General features: G+C 33.8%; 19 protein-coding genes and 1 other annotated feature. Of the genes, 17 read left to right on the top strand and 2 right to left on the bottom strand.

Going from position 1 to position 22,238, the window contains the following annotated elements; genetic code table 11:
• Positions 1 to 3: 3 nt before the first annotated feature.
• From BN3326_RS05005 to BN3326_RS04935, 16 genes are all read left to right on the top strand, one after another.
• Positions 4 to 2,034 (top strand): HD family phosphohydrolase, encoded by a 2,031-nt coding sequence (locus BN3326_RS05005; protein WP_069997999.1) that lies wholly within the window; start codon positions 4 to 6, stop codon positions 2,032 to 2,034.
• A complete protein-coding gene (gene ybeY / locus BN3326_RS05000) occupies positions 2,024 to 2,512 on the top strand; it encodes an rRNA maturation RNase YbeY (protein ID WP_069998429.1) in 489 nt (162 codons plus the stop codon). The genes BN3326_RS05005 and ybeY overlap by 11 nt, the downstream gene beginning before the upstream one ends.
• Before the next feature lie 13 nt (positions 2,513 to 2,525).
• Positions 2,526 to 2,921, top strand: coding sequence for a cytidine deaminase (locus BN3326_RS04995; RefSeq protein ID WP_069997998.1), 396 nt, complete (start codon positions 2,526 to 2,528; stop codon positions 2,919 to 2,921).
• Between the two features lie 33 nt (positions 2,922 to 2,954).
• On the top strand, positions 2,955 to 3,863 hold the full coding sequence (era, locus tag BN3326_RS04990; RefSeq protein ID WP_069997997.1) for a GTPase Era: 909 nt from the start codon (positions 2,955 to 2,957) through the stop codon (positions 3,861 to 3,863).
• Positions 3,864 to 3,965: 102 nt separating this feature from the next.
• The gene (locus tag BN3326_RS21410) at positions 3,966 to 4,103 is read left to right on the top strand and encodes a YqzL family protein (RefSeq protein WP_083258516.1); all 138 of its coding nucleotides are present in this window, start codon (positions 3,966 to 3,968) and stop codon (positions 4,101 to 4,103) included.
• A gap of 10 nt (positions 4,104 to 4,113) precedes the next feature.
• Positions 4,114 to 4,869: a DNA repair protein RecO gene (gene recO, locus BN3326_RS04985; RefSeq protein WP_069997996.1), complete on the top strand. Its 756-nt coding sequence runs from the start codon at positions 4,114 to 4,116 to the stop codon at positions 4,867 to 4,869.
• A 181-nt stretch (positions 4,870 to 5,050) separates the two neighbouring features.
• Positions 5,051 to 7,696 (top strand): DNA polymerase I, encoded by a 2,646-nt coding sequence (gene polA, locus BN3326_RS04980; protein ID WP_069997995.1) that lies wholly within the window; start codon positions 5,051 to 5,053, stop codon positions 7,694 to 7,696.
• Positions 7,697 to 7,706: 10 nt separating this feature from the next.
• Entirely contained in the window at positions 7,707 to 8,300 is a 594-nt protein-coding gene (gene coaE, locus BN3326_RS04975; RefSeq protein WP_069997994.1) for a dephospho-CoA kinase, read from the top strand.
• A 12-nt stretch (positions 8,301 to 8,312) separates the two neighbouring features.
• Positions 8,313 to 8,858, top strand: coding sequence for a lytic transglycosylase domain-containing protein (locus BN3326_RS04970; RefSeq protein ID WP_242875943.1), 546 nt, complete (start codon positions 8,313 to 8,315; stop codon positions 8,856 to 8,858).
• Positions 8,859 to 8,873: 15 nt separating this feature from the next.
• On the top strand, positions 8,874 to 10,484 hold the full coding sequence (locus BN3326_RS04965; protein WP_069997992.1) for a peptide ABC transporter substrate-binding protein: 1,611 nt from the start codon (positions 8,874 to 8,876) through the stop codon (positions 10,482 to 10,484).
• 99 nt (positions 10,485 to 10,583) lie between these two features.
• Complete coding sequence (locus BN3326_RS04960; RefSeq protein ID WP_069997991.1) at positions 10,584 to 11,492, top strand: galactose-1-phosphate uridylyltransferase; 909 nt, start codon at positions 10,584 to 10,586, stop codon at positions 11,490 to 11,492.
• Positions 11,493 to 11,503: 11 nt separating this feature from the next.
• Entirely contained in the window at positions 11,504 to 13,525 is a 2,022-nt protein-coding gene (locus tag BN3326_RS04955; RefSeq protein ID WP_069997990.1) for a cell division protein FtsA, read from the top strand.
• Between the two features lie 13 nt (positions 13,526 to 13,538).
• Positions 13,539 to 13,808 carry an ACT domain-containing protein gene (locus tag BN3326_RS04950; RefSeq protein ID WP_069997989.1) on the top strand — a complete coding sequence of 90 codons (270 nt, stop codon included), beginning with the start codon at positions 13,539 to 13,541 and terminating at the stop codon, positions 13,806 to 13,808.
• A 96-nt stretch (positions 13,809 to 13,904) separates the two neighbouring features.
• A complete protein-coding gene (locus BN3326_RS04945; RefSeq protein WP_069997988.1) occupies positions 13,905 to 15,263 on the top strand; it encodes a PFL family protein in 1,359 nt (452 codons plus the stop codon).
• A gap of 47 nt (positions 15,264 to 15,310) precedes the next feature.
• Complete coding sequence (locus tag BN3326_RS04940) at positions 15,311 to 16,771, top strand: aminoacyl-histidine dipeptidase (protein WP_069997987.1); 1,461 nt, start codon at positions 15,311 to 15,313, stop codon at positions 16,769 to 16,771.
• Between the two features lie 65 nt (positions 16,772 to 16,836).
• On the top strand, positions 16,837 to 18,072 hold the full coding sequence (locus tag BN3326_RS04935) for an AI-2E family transporter (RefSeq protein WP_069997986.1): 1,236 nt from the start codon (positions 16,837 to 16,839) through the stop codon (positions 18,070 to 18,072).
• Positions 18,073 to 18,100: 28 nt separating this feature from the next.
• Here the strand turns inward: BN3326_RS04935 and tyrS are convergent, their stop codons facing one another.
• Positions 18,101 to 19,324, bottom strand: coding sequence for a tyrosine--tRNA ligase (gene tyrS, locus BN3326_RS04930; RefSeq protein ID WP_141722847.1), 1,224 nt, complete (start codon positions 19,322 to 19,324; stop codon positions 18,101 to 18,103).
• 50 nt (positions 19,325 to 19,374) lie between these two features.
• Positions 19,375 to 19,588 (bottom strand) — a binding site (T-box leader).
• Between the two features lie 197 nt (positions 19,589 to 19,785).
• On the opposite strand from tyrS, the gene BN3326_RS04925 reads away from it, so the two are divergent.
• On the top strand, positions 19,786 to 21,744 hold the full coding sequence (locus tag BN3326_RS04925) for a glycogen debranching protein (protein WP_069997984.1): 1,959 nt from the start codon (positions 19,786 to 19,788) through the stop codon (positions 21,742 to 21,744).
• Between the two features lie 70 nt (positions 21,745 to 21,814).
• Here BN3326_RS04925 and BN3326_RS04920 read toward each other — a convergent pair whose 3' ends face one another.
• Entirely contained in the window at positions 21,815 to 22,228 is a 414-nt protein-coding gene (locus BN3326_RS04920; RefSeq protein ID WP_069997983.1) for a hypothetical protein, read from the bottom strand.
• Positions 22,229 to 22,238 lie beyond the last annotated feature (10 nt).

The raw sequence follows: 22,238 nt of genomic DNA, 5'->3' as shown, positions 1-22,238 counted from the left end.
CCAATGATGAAGAAACAGATCTATTTAAAAGTAATAAGTTTAATAATTTGTATAGCAGTAACCTTTTTAGCTATAGTATCAGGAAGCTTTTTTACTAGAAAAGTTTCACTTCAGATCGGGCAAATTGCAAGAGAAACCATTTATGCCCCTTTTCAAGTTGAAAATGAGATGGCGACAAATAGAAAAAAAGAACTAGCTGAAAAAGGTGTTCTTTCGATTTATAAAGTAGATATCAAAGTTCAGGAGAAGGCTATAGCTGACATAGAAATGTTGTTTGATTATACCCTCTCTGTTCAAACAACAGATATTGCTGAAAGACTTAATAAATCCCCGCTTGAAGTTTTAAGAGGCAGATCACCCATTGGTCTTTATAAGGATGAGTATGAGACCTTACTGGGGATGCGGTCCGAAGATTTAAATTATATGAAAGAAGCATGTATTTATATTGCGGTTAAGCTTTTTGAAAATGGCATACAATCCGGTGATGTAAACAAAGTATTAGAAATAAAAAGTATGTTGGAAGAGACAAGTCTTAATGTCACTTATCAAAAAGTTGCAGAGGGCATAATAACTGCAATTATTAAGCCTAATGTGGTGCTTGATGAGGTTGCTACAAATGAAGCAAAAAAATTAGAGCGCGAAAAAGTTGATCCCATTTTTATTCTTCAGGGAGAGACGATTATTGATAAAGGAACGCGGGTTACCGAAGAAACATACACTATTTTAGGAAAGGTAGGCTATCTGGATACCAATAAAAATACTAAGTATAAAAATTATTTAGGCATTAGTCTGTTAATTGCACTAATCTTATTTTTTGTTTTAAGATATATTAAGCTCAGACAGAGCATAAAGGTTTTACAGGATAAACAAGTTCATCTCATTATGATTCTTTATATTTTGTCTATTGGTATTGCACGCATGATGTTAGGACGTTCCTTTGTATATCTGCCGCTTGCGGTAGCGCCTATTATTATTGCGCTCTTAGTGGATGTAGATATTGCACTTATTATCAATATGTTACTTGTTTTATTCGCTTCTATTATATTTAAAGGAGATATTTTATTTTTTGTTTATTTTATAATAACAGGAACCTTGAGCGTCTTGATAGTAGGAAATATGCAAGAGCGCAAAAGAACTATGAAAAATGCACTTCTTATAGGGACTATTCAACTTATTACCTATATAGCACTTAAGCTGTTTATAGGAGCGGATATAACCATAAATGTTATTATTGAAGCGAGCATAGCTTTTATAATAGGATTTATTTCGGTCGTTGTAGTAGTAGGAACACTCCCGTTACTGGAGTCCGCATTTGGATTTGTAACCCCTTTGCAGCTTTTAGAACTTACTAATCCTAATCAACCTGTATTAAAAAGGCTGCTTTTAGAAGCAACAGGTACTTATTATCATAGCTTACTGGTAGCAAATTTAGCTGAAACAGCTGCTGATGCCATTGGGGCTAATCCACTTATGGCAAGAGTTGGTGGCTATTATCATGATATTGGTAAACTTACATCAAGCAATTATTTTAAAGAAAACCAGAATTTAGATAATCCTCATGACACAATGGATCCACTTAAAAGTTGCCAAATTATTATTTCTCATGTAGCAAATGGACTAAGTTTAGCAACCCAGTATAACTTGCCAGTTTATATTAAAGATATGATTAAAGAGCATCATGGTACAAGTGTTATGCAGTATTTTTATATAAAAGCAAAAGAACAAAGTGGTGAATTTATAAAGGAAGAACAATTTAGATATAAAGGACCTAAACCTAAAACCAGAGAAGCAGCACTTGTTATGCTGGCAGATGTTGTTGAAGCAACAACTAGATCTATGCAGGACAAGCTTGGGGCTGAAATAACTATTGAAAAGATTGTTCGCAAGATGGTTAAACAAAAGTTAGAAGAAGGGCAGTTAGATGCATGTGAACTTTACATTTCGGATATAGATAAAATTATTGACTCTTTTAGTAAAATGTTAAAAGGCATGTATCATGAAAGAATACAGTATCCAGAAAGGAATGAATCATAAATTGCAGCTATACGTAGAAGATGAACAGCAGTTTTTCGAGGTGTATCCAGATGTTATAGAAGACATGCATCGTGTTATTATGCAGTGTCTTGAAGAAGAAAGAGTACCTTTTGATGTAGAAATCAGCTTAATTGTTGTGGACGAGGAGGAGATCCGAGCAATTAATAAGCAATATAGAAACATTGATAAGTCTACTGATGTATTGTCTTTTCCACAAATAGAAGCATTTAGTAATGGTAAGATAATATGGGAGGAAGTCGAGGCGCATCAAGTGATGTTAGGAGACATTATTCTGTGCCATGAAAAGGCAATTAAACAAGCTGAGGAATATGGACATACTATAAAAAGGGAAGTCTGTTTTTTAATAGCCCATAGTATGTTCCATTTATTAGGTTATGACCATATGAATGTACAGGATGAAAGAACGATGATTGATAAGCAGGAACATATATTAAGTCTATTAGGTATTTTAAGATAAAGGATGAGATAGTATGGAACATTATAAAGAGCTTTTATTAAAAGCAAAAGAGGCTATGGCTTATGCGTATACGCCCTATTCAAAATTTAATGTAGGGGCAGCAGTACTTACGAAAAGTGGGAAAATTTATACAGGGTGTAATATAGAGAATGCGTCTTTCGGTGCTACTAATTGTGCTGAGAGGACAGCGTTATTTAAGGCTGTATCAGAAGGCGAAAAAGAAATCACAGACATTGCAGTAGTGAGCAGTTCAGGCGATTTTACGTATCCTTGCGGTATATGCAGACAAGTTATTTCAGAGTTTATGAGAGAAGGAAACCTTATTTTTGAGAACAGTAAAGGTGAAATAAAAGTTATTAAATTAAGTGAAATATATCCCTACTCTTTTACAAAAGAAAACTTACTATAGAAATAGGGACAATGAACCCTAAGGAGGAAACAAATGAAAGAACAATTTAAATCAGGTTTTATATCAATTATAGGCAGACCCAATGTAGGTAAGTCGACCTTGATGAATAGATTAATTGGTGAGAAAATAGCTATTATGTCTAATAAACCGCAAACAACTAGAAACCGTATTCAAACCATACTTACAACAGATAGTTTTCAAGCGATTTTTATTGATACACCTGGTATTCATACACCTAAAAATAAATTAGGAGAATATATGGTCAAAGCAGCTACAACAACTTTAAATGAGGTAGATGCCCTGCTTTATTTAGTTGAGGCAGACCCGCAGATCGGTAAGCTTGATAAAGAGATTATAGAGAGATTAGCATCTATTCATACACCTGTTATTTTATGCATCAATAAGATTGATAGTGTTTCTAAAGAACAGGTGCTTAAAACAATAGAAATATATAGAACAGTTCATGATTTTGCAGAGATTATTCCTTTATCAGCTTATGAAGGGATTAATATAGAGGCATTACTTGGATGTATTCCTAAGTATTTGACAGAAGGGCCTAAGTTTTTTCCAGGAGACATGATAACAGACCAACCTGAACGACAATTAGTAGCAGAAATTATCCGTGAAAAATCACTTCATTTGCTCGATAAAGAGATTCCACATGGTATTGCCGTAGAAATAGAAAGCATGTCAAAGCGTGAGGGTTCAGATATTGTGGATATTGAGGCTACAATAGTCTGTGAGAGAGATTCGCATAAAAGAATTATTATTGGAAAACAAGGTCAAATGATTAAAGAGATTGGCTCAAAAGCGAGATTTGATGCAGAGAGGCTGCTGGGTTCTAAAATTTATTTAAATTTATGGGTTAAAATTAAGAAAAACTGGAGAGACAGTGACTTTTTGCTTAAAAATTATGGATATAATGGGAAGGATATGTACTAGTTAAATTGTCAAGGTCATTTAACTTGGTATATTTTTTGTAGCATATTAAACCAAAAACTGCACACTTTATAAGTAAAGAACTTATTAGGGGGTAGAATAAACATGCTACAACAACTTTGGAACTATTTTGAAACAACCGGGGATATTACCCTGTATTTAGGCTTTAAGGAGTATGAGGCAGCATGTAATAATAAGGCTGAAATATTGGAAGATAGGTTAAATACGAATGAAATAGGATGAGTGAGTAGTAGTGATTATAAAAACTAAAGCCTTAGTTATAAAAGAATATATAGTTGGAGAGAGTGATAAATATGTTACTCTCTTCACCATGGATTTAGGAAAGATTCAGGCCATAGCACCAAAAGCTAAAAAATATGATAATAGCTTAGCTTCAGGAACACAACTTTTTGTTTATGGCGAATTTATGCTAGTGGCCTATAAAGATACATATCGTTTAATGAATATCGAAATTATTAGTACGTTTCATGAGTTAAGAAATGATTTATCTATTTTAAGTTATGCAAGTTACATTTTAGAGTTTGTGGCAGAAGTAGCACAAGAAGGGCCTGATAATGAAAACTTATTAGGGCTGACGCTCATGACACTTCGAACACTTGTTGTTAATAAGCTTTCAATTCAACTTATCCGGCGTATTTTTGAACTTAGAGCACTGTGTATACTTGGTTTTATGCCGGAGCTTGACCAATGCGTGGAGTGCGCGGGAGATTTAGGGAATGATCAAAGAAGTGTCTATACTTTTGTATGTGAGGCTGGAGGCTTAATGTGTGAGCAGTGCAGAGCTTCTTACCCAGAACGCTTAGATCTCAGTTTCAGTACGTTATATACCATGAAATATATTATGCATACACCCATTAAACAACTGTTTAGTTTTCAGGTGCATTCAAGTATTTTACATGATTTAGAGACTGTATGTGATCTTTATATTCCTTTTTATATTGAAAAGTCATTTAAGACAGCAGATTTTATTAAGCATATAGAGGCTTAAGGTATACTTAAGTAGTCTTAACAAGTGATTATATTGAATAATCACTTGTTTTTTTGTAAAGTGTTCTATAAAATTCCTTTTTAAACGCACACTAAGTATGTAAACCTATATGAAGTATGTTATAATAAGAAAATATAAAATGAGAAGATTGTTGAATTAAAATCTGTTAAAGAGGTGCAGTGTGAAGCAAAAATTACTTTTATTTGATGGACACAGTATAGCGAACAGAGCCTTTTACGGCGTACCGCTACTTACTAACAAACAAGGTATTTATACTAATGCAGTTTTTGGTTTTATTAATATGATGCTAGGAATCATTGAAAAAGAAAAACCAGATTTTTTAGGTGTAACATTTGATCTAAGTGCGCCTACGTTTAGACATGAATTTTCAAAAGATTATAAGGGCAATCGTAAAGGGATGCCAGAGGAACTCCGAACGCAAATTCCCCTTCTCAAAAAAGCTTTGAAGCTCCTAGATATTTTTATTATCGAAAAAGAAGGGTATGAAGCTGATGATGTATTAGGAACGCTTGCAAAAGCTGCTGAAAAAGATGACATGGAAGTTATTGTAGTTTCTGGAGACCGTGATTTATTTCAAATTACCTCGGATCGTATTCAAGTTAAAATACCTCGGACTAAAAAAACTGGAACAGAAATAGAGAGTTTTTTTGGGCAGACAGTGCAGGATACGTATGGCGTTACGCCTAAACAATTTATAGATGTCAAAGGTCTTATGGGAGACCCCTCAGACAATATTAAAGGTGTTCCAGGTGTTGGAGAAAAAACAGCCGTTAAATTAATTCAAGAGTATGGAAGTGTTGAAAACCTTTTAGATAACCTTGATCACATTAAACAAAAAAAACTGAAAGAAAATCTAGTAACTTATGCGAATGATGCAAGAGACAGTAAAATGCTTGCAACAATTGTTTGTGATGTCCCACTCAGCTACCAATGGGATAATTTCACATATGATTTAACCCTAAATGAGGAAGCATATGAGTTATTTAAGGAATTAGAGTTTAGATCCTTATTAAATAAGTTGCCTCGAAGTGTTAGAAAAGAAGATGAACAGCCACTAGATATAATGATATGGGACGAAAAGAGTTTTTCTAAGTTTTTAGAAGCATCTAAACATCAGGAAATAGGAGTAAGCTATTATGTTGAACAAAATAAGCTAGGCTTTGCCTTTAGCAGCTCAAGTGATCTTGGATGTTTTGAAATAAACTTGCCGAATGAAGCTGGAATTACGCTAATTGAAAAGTTTTTTACAAGTGGAGAATACCAAAAGATTATTCATAACAGTAAAGTACTTAGACATCAGCTCTATAAGGCCTTTAATATGCAAGTTGAAGAGGTTGTATTTGATACATTTATTGCGGCTTATTTACTTAATCCGACCAACCCTACTTATGATATTGCTGAGATACAGGATATGTTTTTAGGAGCTAGTACAATTGGCTCGATGGAAGACTTATTAGGTAAGGGTAAGGCACAAAAAGAGTGGAAGGATTTAGATTTAGAAAATAGAGTAATGAACCTTTGTAAGAGAGCGCACATTATTAGAGAAGCACATCAGGTAATGAACGCAAGATTAAGTGAGCTTAATATGAATAAACTTTTTTATGAAATAGAAATGCCGCTTATTGAAGTGCTATTTAATATGGAAGTACAGGGGATCACAGTAGACATTGAACAATTAAAAGAGTATGGCAATGAACTACAGCTTCTGATTGATAGTATTTCACAAGAAATATATAATGAAGTGGGCGAAAGTTTTAATATTAATTCACCTAAACAACTAGGCATTATACTGTTTGAAAAAATGGGAATTCCAGCTGTTAAAAAAACCAAAACAGGATACTCAACAGCTGCAGAAGTATTAGAAACATTAAAGAATGATTATCCCGTCATTCAAAAAATCCTTGAATTTAGACAATATATTAAGCTTAAATCTACGTATGTAGATGGACTTATTAATGTATTAGGAGAAGATCAGAAGATTCATTCTACTTTTAATCAGACTATTACAGCTACTGGCCGTCTGAGCAGTACAGAGCCAAATCTTCAGAATATTCCGGTTAAATTTGAAATGGGGAGAAAAATTAGAAAAATGTTTATTCCTTCTTCGGAAGAATATGTATTTTTAGATGGCGACTATTCTCAAATAGAGCTAAGGGTACTTGCGCATATGGCGCAAGATACCACTTTAATAGATGCATTTAAAAATAATATTGATATACATGCCTTAACAGCATCGCAAGTGTTTCATGTTAATTTTGAAGAGGTTACGCCTTTGCAAAGGAGTAACGCTAAAGCAGTCAATTTTGGGATTGTATATGGCATTAGTGCATTCTCTCTTTCAGAAGATCTGAAAATTACACAAAAAGCAGCTCAAAAATATATAGAAGGTTATTTTGATAAATATCCAAAGGTAAAGCAGTATTTGGATGATACCATTGATTTTGCCATGCAAAATGGTTATGTAACAACACTATTTAATAGAAAAAGAGAAATTCCAGAGATTTTAGCTAGTAATTATAATATGAGAGAATTCGGCAAGAGAGTTGCCATGAACACGCCTATTCAAGGAACCTCAGCAGATATTATTAAAATAGCAATGATTAAAGTTTATAAGAAATTAAAAGCAAAGGGTATGAAATCTAAACTCATTTTGACAGTGCATGATGAATTACTTATAGAAACACACAAAACTGAAATTGAGGCCGTTAAAAGTTTACTTAAACATGAGATGGAAAACTCAGCGGATCTACTTGTTCCACTTAGCGTAGATGTGCATAAAGGTAAGAATTGGTTAGAAGTAAAATAGGAGACAGAGGATGAAAGTTATAGGAATAATTGGAGGGACAGGCGCTGGAAAGACAACGGTTGTTTCATTTATTAAAACATTAAAAAAGACTTTTATTATTTCTGCTGATGAGATAGGTCATAATATTTTGCTTAAAGGACATACAGGATACCACTTGGTTATTAAAGCATTTGGGCCCTCTATCTTATCTTCAGAGCAAAATATTTTAAGAGAAAAATTAGGTGAAATTGTATTTAGGACACCAGAAAAATTACAACTTCTCAACAAGATTATGCATCCATTAATCTATGAAGAGGTAGAAAGACAAATTAGAAGAGCCAGACGAGAAGATAGTTTTGACATTGTTATTATTGATGCAGCCCTTTTAATAGAAATTGGCCTATTGCCATTAACAGATAAGGTAATTGCTGTATATGCAGAAGATGAAACAAGAATAACACGCATTATGCAAAGACAAGGACTTGCTAAAGAACAGATACTAGAGAGGTTTAAAGCTCAAAAGAAGTGGGAAGAATTTAGCCATGTGGCAGATGCAGTGATAGATAATAGTTCATCCCTTCAAAATACTAGAGAGCAGATAAAAAATTTATTAGTTCATTTATAAGGAGTTATTGTTTTGAAAAAGGTATTTTTTGGGAGCTTAATAATAAAGAGTGTTATTTGTATAGGACTTGCTGTTTTATGTATTTATAGTTTATATCCCCAAGCTTACAAAGAGGTGGTCTATAAATATGCTAAGGAGTATGAGGTGGATCCACTTCTCATTTATGCCATTATGAAGACAGAGAGCAAGCATAATCCAAATGCAATATCTCGAAGCGGTGCAAAAGGATTAATGCAGATTATGGACAAAACAGGGGCATGGGGTGCCGAAGAGGTTGCTATTAGCAATTACTCGCATGAGACATTATTTAAACCGGATATCAATATACAGATTGGGTGCTGGTATATCTCAAAACTTATTAGACAATATAATGAGGATGTTGACTTAGCGCTTGCAGCCTACAATGCAGGAAGCGGGAATATAGCTAAATGGCGAAACAATCCCAGATATAGTCAAGATGGCAAGTCACTAAGTGATATGCCTTTTAGAGAAACGAAATTATATGTAAAAAGAGTTAAGCAGCATTACAAGGTCTACCAATTTTTATATAGGTACTAAGGAGGAAATCGTAAGATGATGAAAAGTTATAAAATGCTTGGTATAAGTCTCATAGCTTTAATGTTATGTGTAGGCTGCAATTCGTTTGATATGGTTGTTAAAGACGAGCCGGTAAATAATATGCCAACTCAAGAAGTGCCATTAGATGCTCAAACTAATAAACCTTCAGAGAATAAAATGACTATTGCAATGAATGTTCCTGAAACACTTAACCCGCTTTATAATACCCAAGACAATGTACAGCAAACATTACTTCTACTGTTTAGTCCGCTTATCAATATTGAAGAAAATGGTTCCGTTAGTGCTAACGTGGCACATTCATGGATGCTTAATGAAAATAATACAGCAATTACGATTACTCTAAATAATAATATTAATTGGCACGATGGTATGCCACTGACAACAGAAGACGTTATTTTTAGTATGGAACAAATTCAAAAAATACAAGATAGTCCATACAAACAGGCTGTAGATAATGTTGCGAGTTTAGAAAAGATCGATGATACGACATTTAAAATTTTGTACAGGCAACCTTTTAGTGGTGTTCTGCAAACTTTATTTTTCCCGATCATCCCTAAACATATTTATGATGTGGCTGATAATAGGTCCCTAAACATTATTCCAATTGGATCAGGTCCTTATATTTTTAAGTCAATGACACCTCTTAAAAATATTAGGCTGGAAGCCAATAATCATTACTTTAAAGGGACGCCTCATATTGAAGAAATTGAAGTAAGTATTATTCCTGATGAAGAGAGCAGCCTGCATTCATTTAAGCAAAATCTTATAGATGTAGTCTATACCAATATTACTGAATGGGGTAAGTATGCAAGTGATAAATCATCAAAAGCCTATGAGTTTACCTCTAATATCTATGAATTTATGGGCGTCAACTTTAATAAAGTCATGTTTCAAAACAGTAATGTTAGGAAGGCCCTACTTTATGCATTAGATCGTCAAAAAATGGCTTATTTATATTATTTAGATCATGTGATCGTAACAGACACACCGATTAGTCCATCATCTTATTTGGTAGATAAAAGTTTAAAAGTTCAAGAGTCTGATAAAGAAAAGGCGAAATTGCTTTTGACGCAGGAGGGATATGAGCGAGATGATAAAACGGGGCTTATGACTAAGAATGATATACCTTTTTCTTTTAATCTTTTAGTGAATGCTGAAAATAAGGATAGAGTGAAAATAGCTGATGAAATTAAAAAGATGTACAAGGAAGTTGGCATAGATGTAAATATTGAAATAGTAGATAAAGACATTTATCTATCACGGATTGAAACTAAACAATATGATGCTTTTCTAGGAGGGTGGCAACTATCCTATGCGCTTGATTTAAGTTTTGCACTTCATTCAAGCAAGATGCTAAGCGGGGAGAACTATGCTAATTATAAAGATGAGAAAATGGATGATTTACTGCAGCAAGCATTTTTGTCAACAGAAAGCACTGCTGTAAACACGTATAGCAAGCTGCAGCAATATTTTGCACAAGAAAATCCTTATATTAGCTTATTTTTCAAGAAAAAAGTTCTGATTACTAAGGAGAAGATAGCTGGTGAAATTAAACCAACGCCACTAAATATTTTTGCAAATGTTGAAGAATGGATGATTGAGTAGTCTGCTAATTAAGTAGGCTACTTCTTAATTGCATTAATATTATTGCTTTTAATTTGATGAACTATATAGTAAAATGATTAAAAAGAAAGGCAAATTTTTATGATATATGAAGATCCCTATTTATTAAAGAGCTGTATTGTTGCTGAAAATAGAAAGAATAGGCCTGCTGTTGATGAATTGGTACACACATGTCCTTTTTGCCCAGGGCATGAATCAGATATTGAAAAAGTATGGCTTGAAGTCAAACAAGAAAATAATTTTTTAATAAAAATAGTTAACAACAAATATCCTATATGTGGCTATAATCATGAGCTTTATGGTGTGCATGATGTTGTCATAGATACACCTAGGCATCTTCAATTACCCAAAGATTTTTCGAATAGTCATTGGACAATACTTCTTGATACGATGCAAAAAAGATGGATGCAAATTGCTCAAGATCCTAAAATTGAATTTATTCAGATTTTTAAAAATTCGGGTAAGAATGCTGGCGCAAGTATTAGGCATTCACATTGGCAGATTGTTGCTTTAAGTCAAATACCTTACCAGATGGCACAACAATATAGTCACTACAATAGATTTTATGATCAAATGCAAAACTGTTATATCTGTCATAAGCTTGAGGAGATAGACAAAAGTGATATTATTTTAGAAAATGATAAATGGATAGCTATAGCCCCTACATCTTCAGAATTTGCACATGAAACATGGTTGGTGCCTAAGCTGCATAGGAAACACTATGGAGAGCTTGAACCTCAAGAACTTGAAAAGGCGGGAGCTTTACTAAAGACCCTTTTGACGGCGTATGAGCACTTGAAAGAAAATGTCTCTTTCAACATCTGTTTTATGAGTGGTGGGCTTCATAATGCTCTGGATTATCATTTTTATATTAAGATTATTCCAAGGCTTACACACTGGGCTGGATTTGAACTCGCAACACATTGTTATATTAATACAATACACCCTAAAACTCACGTTCAATTAATGCGAAGTATACTTAAAGAGTAGGAGGCGTTGATATGGCAAGTTATTCAAATGAAGAATTAATGTTTGGACTTGATATTGGAACGCGAACGATTATAGGTACTGTAGGCTATAAGGAAAATAATAAATTTGTTGTTCTTGCCTACGAAAGTATCGAACATGAAGAAAGAGCCATGTTAGATGGGCAAATTCACGATATACAGAAAGTATCTCGAGCTGTTTGTCAAGTTAAAACAAGTTTGGAACAGAAGCTTAATACACAGTTAAGCGAGGTAGCAATTGCTGCGGCAGGAAGAGCGTTAAATACACAGATCGTATCTGTTGAAAACACCTACGAAGAAGTTCAAGAATTTACACTAGCGGATGTACATAATTTAGAACTTTATGGTGTAGAAAAAGCAAAAGAGGAACAGCGGAAAATTAATTCTAAAATGGACTATTTTTGTGTGGCTTATTCTGTAATTAATTATTACTTAGATGGATATATTATTACTAGTTTAGAAGGACATAAAGGGACAAATATAAGTGCAAAGATTATTGTAACCTTTTTACCGAAGCTTGTCATTGACAGCTTGTATGCGGTTACAGAGAGAGCAGGGCTTAAAGTTATAAATCTCACACTCGAACCAATAGCTGCGATTAATGCAGTGATTCCTGATAATTTAAGACTTCTTAATTTAGCTTTGGTGGATATAGGTGCAGGCACGTCTGATATCGCTATTACAAAAGGTGGAAGTGTAACCGCGTATGGGATGATTCCAATAGCAGGAGATGAAGTCACAGAAGCGATTGTACATCAATATTTGGTTGATTTTAATACAGCAGAAACGATTAAAAAACAATTGCATTCATCAGAAATGATTGAATTTAGCGACATATTAGGTCTATCTCACCAAGTTACTGTAGAGGAAGTAAGACAAATTATCTTGCCTGTTTTGGAAACTCTTACTCAAAATATTGCTGAAAAGATATTAGAACTAAATGGGGACAGCCCTCCTAATGCGGTTTTTTGTGTAGGAGGAGGCAGTCAAATGCTGTCAGTTACAGCGCAGTTGGCTAAGCGCTTAAGGCTTGTTCCAGAAAGGGTTGCCCTAAGGACATCAGAAAATGTTGTAAATATAATTGATCAAGCAGGTATTATTAATGCACCTCAAATGATAACACCTCTTGGGATTTGTATTACAAGTATGCACAGCAGATATAATGAGATTATAACAGTTATTTTAAATGACCGTAAGATTGAGCTTCTAAAAGCTAAAAAGCTTACTATTTTAGATGCGATAGTTGCTGCAGGTATTGAACATACTGAGATTTTTCCTAAAAAAGGAAAAACACTTATGTTTAAATTAAATGGTGAGCGTCAGAGGTTAAAGGGCGAAAATGGCATGCCTGCAAGGATTTTCTTAAATGGTAACGAGGCTACAATTAATGATATACTCACTGAGGAAGATATTATACAAGTCGAAAAGGCAAAGCCTGGGACTGATGGTCAAGCAGTTATTTCACAATATATAAGTGAGATGTTTGAAATCACTGTTAATGGGGCAGTGTTTACTATACCCATTATGATGGTTAATAATGATTGTGTACCGCTGGATTATCAAATTAATGAAAATGATGATGTAAGGTTAGTAGTTCCCAGTGATTTAGGCGCATTGCTTGATTTACTTTCATTAAGTAATGAAGATAAAATTATAACAGTTAATTTTAATAGAGTTGCATTAGATTATAAACTACAAAAGGGAGACTCTATTTTAATAGATGATATACCGCATACTATACTCGAAGATATTTCTCATGAAGTACCTTTGGCAGATGCTAAAATGCTTAATGAAGATCATTTGGAAAAAAGACAAATTTTTATTACAGTCAATAATCAAGTAGTTGTGCTTCCAGAAAAAGAAACACCTTATATGCTTGCGGCGATATTTGATTATATTCCATTTGATTTAACGAAACCGCAAGGAACTATCCAATTAATAAAAAATGGAGAGCCAGCTGCATTGACAGATGATTTGAATGATAAAGATAAACTAGAAATTTATTGGAAAAAATAATAGGAGGCAAGAAATGAAAGGTATTATTACAGTTATAGGAAAAGACAAGGTTGGTATTATAGGTAAGGTGTGTACTTTACTGAGTGATCAAAATGTTAATATTTTAGATATTTCACAAACAATTTTACAAGGTTATTTTAATATGTTAATGGTAGTGGATTTAGCATATACTAACGTAGAATTCGTAGAATTAGTAGATAAACTTTCTGAGCTGGGCAAAGCTATTGAAGTAGATATTAAACTTCAACATCAGGACATATTTGACAGTATGCATAGAATCTAAAGATTCATCAGAATCTAAAGATTCATCAGAATCTAAAGATTCATTAGAAGCTAAAGCGTAATATGAGTTTGTGGTAATATAGAAAGGGATAATTATATGATATCAAGGTTTGAAGTGCAAGAGACAAATAAAATGATAGAGGAAGAAAATTTAGATATTCGTACTATTACAATGGGCATTAACCTGTTGGATTGTATTAGTGATGATATGGATAAATTGTGTCACAATGTTTATGAGAAGATTACAACTAAAGCAGAACACTTGGTACAAACAGGTGAAAATATATCTAAGAAGTATGGTATTCCTATTGTTAATAAACGTATTTCTGTTACACCTATTGCTCTTATAGGAGGAGCAACTAAGGCGAATTCCTATGTGCCGATTGCAAAAGCATTAGACCGTGCTGCAAAAACAGTAGGGATTAATTTTATAGGAGGATTTTCAGCTCTTGTGCATAAAGGTTGTACGCCAGCAGATACTGTACTTATAGAATCTATTCCAGAAGCTTTAGATGTAACAGAAAGAGTGTGTTCTTCTGTTAATCTAGGAACTACGCGTACTGGGATTAATATGGATGCAGTTAAAAGAATTGGTGAGATCATTAAAGAAACATCTATACGTACAGCAGATAGAGATAGCATTGGGTGTGCAAAATTTGTAGTTTTTTGCAATGCACCTGAAGATAATCCTTTTATGGCAGGCGCATTTCATGGCGTAGGCGAAAGAGATGTTGTTATCAACGTTGGAGTAAGTGGTCCTGGTGTGGTTAAGAAAGCACTTGAGAATGTAAGAGGCAAGGATTTTGAAACAATGTGTGAGATGGTGAAGAAAACTGCTTTTAAAATTACAAGAGCAGGGCAGATGGTTGCAAAAGAAGCTTCACAAATTTTAGGGGTGCCATTTGGCATTATCGACTTATCCCTTGCGCCTACTCCAGCTATTGGAGACAGTATTGCTGAAATTATAGAAGAAATGGGTATTGAGATGGTAGGCGGGCCCGGAACGACTGCGGCTCTTGCAATTCTTAATGACTGCGTAAAAAAAGGAGGTGTTATGGCATCTTCTTATGTAGGGGGATTAAGTGGAGCATTTATTCCTGTTAGCGAAGACCATGGCATGATTCGTGCTGCAGAACAAGGGGCTCTGACGCTTGAAAAACTTGAAGCTATGACGTGTGTTTGCTCAGTCGGGCTTGATATGATAGCGATACCAGGTTCAACAAGTGCATCAACTATTTCGGGTATTATTGCTGATGAAATGGCTATTGGTATGATTAATGCAAAGACAACAGCTGTCCGTATTATACCAGTCGAAGGCAAAACAGTTGGAGAGCAAGTAGAATTTGGTGGCCTTTTAGGCTATGCGCCTATTATGTCAGTTAACCCTTATAAGTGTGAGGACTTTATAGCAAGAGGCGGTAGAATTCCTGCACCTATTCATAGTTTTAAAAATTAATTTATAATAAGTTTTATCACTTTATTATAAGAATAAGGGGCTTGTTTATGACAAAGATTCTAAAAGATTTACGACCCGCAAATGTATTTAAATATTTTGAAGAAATTAGCAGTATTCCCAGAGGTTCAGGCAATGAAAAGGCAGTAAGTGACCATATTGTAGAATTTGCAAAAGACCTTGGATTATGGGTTATGCAAGACGAAGTTTTTAATGTTTATATTAGAAAGCCAGCCACAGCAGGTTATGAAAATGCACCTACTGTTATTTTACAGGGGCATTTAGATATGGTATGTGAAAAGACTAAAACATCTGATCACGACTTTGAAAATAAGGGTCTGGAACTATGTATTGAAGATGATTATATCCGAGCAGCAGATACCACATTAGGAGCTGATAATGGGGTTGCAATAGCTTATCAAATGGCAGTTCTCGCTGATATGACACTTAAACATCCGGAACTCGAAATTTTAATGACCACTGATGAAGAGAGGGGAATGACGGGAGCTTCACATATTCATACGGAATATTTAAAGGGTAAAGTTTTAATTAATTTAGATACAGATGTTGAAGGTGAATTTTTAGTTAGTTGTGCAGGGGGAACAAAAGCCACAATTAACTTAAAACTTGACTATGAGCTTAATGCTTCCCCAAAAACAACTTATCGTATTATGGTAAGTGGTCTATTAGGCGGACATTCGGGGGCAGACATTCACTTAGAAAGAGGCAATGCGCATATTATTATGGGCAGAGTACTAAGTGATATTAGAAAGGAAGTTCATTTTAACCTATGCGAATTTAGTGGCGGAACAAAAGATAACGTTATTACAAGAGAATGTGAATGTTTAATTGCAGTAGATCAAGAACAGGCTTCTTTGCTTGAAAAATTAGTCAGGGGAACTGAAAAAGTATTTAAGGCTGAATATAGCAGACAGGATTCTAATATAAGTATTACTGCAAATAAAGAACAAGCTGCAGGTCGTGAGTTTTCTTCACAGCTTACTCAAGATATTATAGACTTATTACTTCTCATTCCAAATGGTATTATAAGTTACGATCAGGCGATGCAGGGACTTGTTGAAACTTCTTTGAATTTAGGAATAGTAGGCGTACAGAACGACGTTTTTAGATTTGGAAGTGCTATTCGTAGTGCAGTTCCCTCAAAAAAACAAGCTTTAGTCGATAAAATGAATGTACTCAGTAAGAAATTTAATGGAGAATTTAAAATAGCAGGAGACTATCCAGCTTGGCAGTATTGTGAAGAGTCAAAGATAAGAGATCTAAGCATACTCACTTATAAACAAATGTATGGCAAAAATCCAGAGATTAAATCTATTCATGCAGGTTTAGAGTGTGGTTTTATAGCCGAGAAGATAGAAGGTCTTGATATGATTGCCTTTGGGCCTAATGTTAAGGATATCCATTCCCCACAAGAACGCGTAAGTATTTCTTCAATGGCAAGAGTTTATGAATATCTTATTAAACTTTTGGAGAACATAGTTACTTATTAGGGCATATAGATTTTACATTTTAAAGTTTATATGTTGTGTCTCTATATGTGTGGAGGTGGCAAGTCATGAGATTCGAGCAAAATAATAAGTATTTTACAATTTCAGTGTATAGTATTTTAACAAGTATAGCTGTTATTTTAGCTGCATTAATCATTTTTAATTTTTACAGCATATTTGTTTTTTTAGTAGATATACTACGAAATTTATGCCGATTATTAAAACCTTTAATTATTGGAGGCATTATAGCCTACTTATTAGACCCTGTTGTAGAATTTTATGAAAAAAGATGTAAAAATCATAATGTTCACCTGATTAAAATAAATTTCTTGCGTTTTGGCAGGAAGAGACTACATCAAAAAGATAGCACGCCGAATGAGCACAAAAGTAAAACTTCCTTAAGAACTATACCGACTATATTGACTGCTTTTACTATTATAGCGTTTCTAGGGCTTTTTGTACTTGTCGTATCAATGAATATAAGAAATGTTTTAGGTTCCGCAGGTGTTAAAAATATTTCTGTAAGTATTAATAGATATATTGCTTACTTTGAAAATATGCTGGCGCAAATGACAAATTTTACAGATCGTATCCCTTTTTTTGCAAATAGCAGGTCTATTGTTGAAAGTATCTATGGCTATATTAATTTAATAGTTGCGCGTTTATCACAAAAAGGTTTTAACTTTTTAACAGTACTCGGCACAAACGTTATTAATATTGCATTAGCTTTTGTTATTGCTTTTTATTTATTGCAAGATAAAAGAAGGGTATTGCTTTTTATAAATAAAGTGTGCGAGACAATCTTTCCGGAGAAAACATCTAAAAATATTAAACTTATCGGCCGAGATATAGACCATGTTTTTTCTAACTATATTAGAGGACAGCTTATAGATGCATTAATTATTGGTATTCTTGCTTGTGTTGCTTTAACTCTAATTAGAATGGACTTCGCAATTATTATTGGGATTATAGCGGGGATATTTAATTTAATACCTTATTTTGGACCTGTAGTGGGCTTTGTACTTGCAGCACTTATTGGACTTATAGATGCAGATCCAATGAAAGCGATTTATGGGGTACTAGCACTTTTTCTTATTCAGCAGATAGATGGATGGGTAATTGTACCAAAGGTTATAGGAAATAGTGTTAAGCTGCATCCGGTTGTGGTACTGCTTGCTATACTTATTGGTGGCAAATTATTTGGTTTAATAGGCATGCTGCTTGGGGTGCCAGTGGCTGCGTTTATTCGTGTCATTATTCTAAGATATATGAAAGATGATTTTGAAACAAAAGAAGAATGGTAGAAATGAGAGAGGCAAGCCTCTCTCATTTCTATTGTAAACAAACTCTATGAAATACTTTTTTACCTTTTTGAATCATAAGACTATTATCTTTGAAGTGGGTTTCATTAACTTGGTAGTTTAGATCTGTGATAGGTTGTCCATCTAATTTTATACCGTTTTGCGTAATTAAACGTCTTGCTTCTGACCTAGAGGGTACAAGCTTCGTTTTTTCTAATAGTGTAATAATATCCATGCCTTCACTAAATTCAGATGTATCTAAGTTTGTTGTAGGAATAGAACCACCTACTGCACCCCCAAGGAATAAAGCTTTCGCAGCAGTATCAGCTTTTATAGCTTCAGATTCTCCATGAACAATTTTTGTCACTTCAAAAGCTAGTTTTTCTTTAGCTTTATTAATTTCAGCACCTTCTAATTGACCAAGTTTATTTACTTCCTCCATAGGAAGGAATGTAAGTAGTGCTAAGCACTTTTTAACATCCGCATCATCGATATTTCGCCAGTACTGATAGAAATCATAAGGTGTAGTTTTTTCAGGGTCAAGCCACAGTGCACCTTTTTCTGTTTTTCCCATTTTTTTACCTTCGCTGGTTGTGAGGAGAGAGAATGTCATACCGAATGATGTATCACCATGTAATCTTCTAACAAGTTCAACACCGCCTAGTATGTTAGACCATTGATCATTTCCGCCAAGTTGAAGTTTACAGTTGTATTTACGGTAAAGTTCTAAAAAGTCATAAGATTGCATAAGCATATAGTTAAATTCTAAGAAAGATAATCCCTTTTCTAGTCGTTGCTTAAAACATTCGAATGTTAACATGCGATTAACAGAAAAATGCACGCCTATTTCTCTTAAAAAGTCTACATAGTTCAAATTAAGAAGCCAATCTCCATTATTTACCATGATAGCCGCATCATTTTCAAAAGAAATAAATTTTGAGAGTTGACCTTTAAAACAGCTTACATTATGCGCGATAATTTCCTTAGTCATCATTTTTCGCATATCGGATTTACCTGTAGGATCACCCACCATAGCTGTACCACCACCTATAAGAACAATAGGTCTATGACCAGCTTTCTGCATATGTGACATGGCCATAACAGTTACAAAATGTCCTACATGGAGACTGTCGGCTGTAGGATCAAAACCTATATAAAAAGTCACTTTTTCCTTGTTTAAAAGATCCTTAATTTCTTTTTCGTGTGTTGTTTGCTGAATAAATCCTCGTTCTAATAAAACATCATAAGCATTCACTACTATTACCTCCTACTATTTTTGAAATTATAAAAAGGGCTATCTCATCCGCTAAGGACGAGATAACCCGTGGTACCACCTTAATTTACAAATAGAAATATAATTTATATATTTTATTTGCCTTATAGTCACGCTAACGGATGACAACCGGAAAATTCAACTCAAAAGATGTAATTCATATAAGATAATGTATGTGCTCTCACCGACTGCACACTCTCTGAAACAGTTTCTCTTATATTACTAAGTCTTTGTCAAAGCTTTTTGAATATGATATTAATGTATATGATAGCATAAGCCTTAAATATTTTCAAGTGAATAAGTAAAGTCAAATAGTACAACAATAATTTATATAGCAATAAAGGAAAAGATCATATAAGATGAGAAGAGAATGCAATGTTAATATAACATAAAATATGAATTAATATACCTAATGTTATAAATTATTTCAGGAGGCTTGCAAAATGTATAACGTCAAAAAAGGTATACCTCTATTAGGATGTTCATTAGATAGTAATGGGGCTAATTTTGGTATATTTTCTAATAGTGCACACAATATAGTATTAGAAATTTATCATTCTTTTAAAGAAAAAATTCCGGTATTTAAAATTATACTTGACAAAATGCATTATGCAACTGGGGATATTTTTCATATATATGTGGAGGATATAGAAGAAGGAATGAGTTATGTATGGAAGATAATGGATAGTGCGCATGAACTATCTAAACCTATTTTAGATCCGTATGCTTATTGTATTGAAGAAGATCCGTGTTATCCTTTAACTTATAGAAATGGTATAGTTCATAAATTGTATTCTGAGTCTAGAAAACCATCTATTCCTTGGGAGGAAACTATTCTTTATGAAATGCATGTAGGTAGTTTTACAAAGGATATCTCAGCAAATATGGAAGAGGTCAAGAGAGGAACATACACTGGTCTTATTGATAAATTACCTTATCTAAAACAACTGGGTATTACTACCCTAGAGTTATTACCAGTCTTTAAGTGGAATCCTTATACTTTGCGCAACAGACACCCAGTAACAGGAAAGTTGTTACAAGATGTATGGGGGTATAATACTATAGCCTTTTTTGCATTGGATGAGAAATACAGTATAGATAAAGATGGATTTCAAGTGATACAAGAATTTAAACAATTTATCGAAGCTGCACACCGCCTAGATTTAGAAGTTATTTTAGATGTTGTTTATAATCATACTGGTGAAGGCGGCATAGGAGGAAAATCATTTAACTTTAAATATCTTTCAAATAATATCTATTATAAATTTGATGAAAACAATGAATATGCAAATCATTCTGGAACAGGTAACACACTCAATACAAATCACTATGTCGTTAAACAGCTTATATTAGACAGCTTAAGGTATTGGGTTACTTGTATGGGAGTCGATGGCTTTAGATTTGACTTAGCCTCTATACTTGGTCAAGATCAATATGGTAAGTGGATGAATCATTCTGTCTTAAATGATATCTCTCAGGATCCGATTCTTTCTCACGTTAAACTTATATCGGAAAGTTGGGATGCAAAAGGGAGCTATGATGTAGGGCGAATGCCATACCATTTCAGAGAATGGAGCGACTATTTTAGGGATACAATACGAAAATTTATCAGAGGAGATCAAGGACTTACAAAATCTGTTGCAGATTGTATGGTAGGGAAAGAAATCTATTTTTCAGATGCAAAAAAAAACAATACACATGCTGTTCATTTTATAACGGCCCATGATGGCTTTACAATGTGGGATTTATTATCCTATGAATCTAAACATAATTTCGAAAATGGCGAAGAAAATAGAGATGGACATAATGCTAATTATAGTTGTAACTGTGGGGTAGAAGGTGAAACAAGTGATGTCCAAATACTTAATATGAGGAAGCGCAGAGTTAAAAATTACATGTGCTTACTCTTATTATCTAAAGGTATTCCTATGCTTCTAATGGGGGATGAATTTTGTAGAACACAAAAAGGTAATAATAATGCGTATTGTCAAGACAATGATATTGTATGGGTAGACTGGGAAAGGCAAAAGAGATTTGAAGATATATTCACCTTTACTAAAGATCTTATTAAACTTAGAAAAACACTTAAATATTTTAATCATAAAAAAAATAATAATTATGTAGTAACATGGCACGGCGTTTACTATAATAAACCCGACTGGTCCTATTATTCTAGAAGTATCGCATGCCACATCAAAGGGGAGAAAGAAAGTATTTTTATTGTTGCTAATAGCTATCATGAGCCCCTAATTTTTGAATTACCACCTTCTGAAACGAAGTGGCTTAGAGTAGTGGATACTAATCTAACCTCTCCTAAAGATGCGGATATTATAGGACAAAAGATAGAAAGCAGTCACTATCAAGTAGAGTGCTATAGTATTTGTGTTTTTTTAGAAGGATAATAAAAAATACTTATTAACACAGGCTTGGGATACGATTCTTGGCACCGTGCGTTAATAAGTATTTTATTAATTATGCAATTAAATAAGGGGCAAGAATATCTGGAATATCTTTGTTTGAACAAGCGGTACCAACGATAAACTCAATAGCATATTCATCTGATAATTTCTTTAGCTTATCAAAGAATAAGATAAGTTCATCGATACTAGCATGCGTAATTTTAATGAGTTCATCAATAAAGACTGTTTCGATGTCATGATTACTTGATAAAATACCACACAGAAAACCAAAAAAATCATTTTGAGAATGAAGAGGAAAATTAGAAGCTTCGATCAGACGTACTTGATGAGATAAAGCATACCGATGGGTAGTAACACTATCAATATAAACAACGTGCCCTTTGAGATTTGCTACCTTTTGATTAGCAGCATCGATCATTTTTTTAGTTTTTCCTTCTCCAGTTTGGCCTGTAATAATTTTTATCATAACACATCAC

Source organism: Cellulosilyticum sp. I15G10I2 (assembly GCF_900095725.1).
Taxonomy (GTDB): domain Bacteria; phylum Bacillota; class Clostridia; order Lachnospirales; family Cellulosilyticaceae; genus FMMP01.
This window is presented reverse-complemented; position numbering and strand designations above follow the sequence as displayed.